At 60.0% G+C, this 1,037-nt stretch carries 3 protein-coding genes; 1 reads left to right on the top strand and 2 read right to left on the bottom strand.

The features are described 5' to 3' along the window. Together OJJ21_RS12640 and OJJ21_RS12635 are read right to left on the bottom strand one after the other, a co-directional pair. Window positions 1-266 (bottom strand): hypothetical protein (locus tag OJJ21_RS12640; RefSeq protein ID WP_297686757.1); only part of this gene is annotated, 266 nt, incomplete at its 3' end. Then, complete coding sequence (locus OJJ21_RS12635; RefSeq protein ID WP_297686755.1) at window positions 263-499, bottom strand: multiubiquitin domain-containing protein; 237 nt, start codon at window positions 497-499, stop codon at window positions 263-265. The genes OJJ21_RS12635 and OJJ21_RS12640, both read right to left, overlap by 4 nt. 166 nt (window positions 500-665) lie before the next feature. On the opposite strand from OJJ21_RS12635, the gene OJJ21_RS12630 reads away from it, so the two are divergent. Beyond that, window positions 666-1,037, top strand: a 372-nt coding sequence (locus OJJ21_RS12630; RefSeq protein WP_297686753.1) for an HAD hydrolase-like protein, incomplete at its 3' end; no start/stop codon positions are given.

Here is a 1,037-nt window from a genome sequence, read left to right as displayed (position 1 = left end):
AGTTGCCCGGTTTGCGCGAGCTTCGCAACACGCCGCAAATAGGGATGGTTGATTCGGACATTGCCTTCCCCCCAACCGATCTCGCCGGCCTCCGGAGTGATTAATTCAGCAAGTGTGAAAACCATTGACGTCGCCGTTTCGCGCATGCCGAACAAGGCGAATGCGCCGCCCTCCAAGGGATCGGGCGCATCTAGAACGGTCGCGATCAACCTTCCGAGCTCGGGTTGTGCAAGGCGCAGCAGCGCGCCGCCGTTCGCATTTGTCATGCCGCGCCGCCCATGATGAATTGGCGTGTCACGAGAAAGCTCAATCCGTCGACCGCGGCCAATGTCCCGTCGAGGGCGATTTCTTTTAGCCCGGTTGGCGTCTCGAGTTCGATGACGACGTTATCCAGCGGGACCCCGGCCATTGCAGCGACTTGCGTGGCGAGAAGCGGAGCGGCCCCGATTTCGTGCGGGCGGTTGTTGATGTAGATTCGATACCTTGTTTCAGACGGCATGCAGAATCCTCCGTTCCGTCGCGCCGTTCGACTGCTTTCGCCCGTCGATCCGATGCGCCTAATACCAGATTGTAACCAATTTTGGCAGCGGCGCAATCCGGCGTGAAAGTGGCGACATCGCGCGGGCCGTGATTATCGCCCGCCGGGAACGATGCGATGCGCCATAATGGCCGGAATGGAAGGCGGGTCGCATTATTGGCCCTTGTATTGCGATCCGTGGCCGGGCATCTGCATGACGATGCGGGGCCCGAAAATTGATACAGTAGTATTTGACCTTGACGGGACGCTTGTCGACACGGCCCCCGATCTCATTGCGGCGCTCAATTATTCGCTGGAAGTCCTTGGCCGGCCTGCTGTCGAACCGATGCTCGTGCGCCCCCTTGCCGGCCACGGCGCGCGCGCGCTGCTGGATGCAGGACTGACACTTAGCGGAGATGCGCCGGAGGAGCTGATCACACGAGCCATTCCCATATTCCTGGAACACTATGCCGACAATATTTGTACGTTTTCGGCACCCTCTCCGGGGTTGGAAGTCGCG

Source organism: Ferrovibrio sp. (assembly GCF_025869515.1).
In the GTDB taxonomy this organism is placed as follows: domain Bacteria; phylum Pseudomonadota; class Alphaproteobacteria; order Ferrovibrionales; family Ferrovibrionaceae; genus Ferrovibrio.
This window is presented reverse-complemented; position numbering and strand designations above follow the sequence as displayed.

Bases quoted from the DNA above. Each gene is read 5' to 3' on its own strand.
- OJJ21_RS12635 (WP_297686755.1), bottom strand. From the start codon at position 499: ATGCCGTCTGAAACAAGGTATCGAATCTACATCAACAACCGCCCGCAC.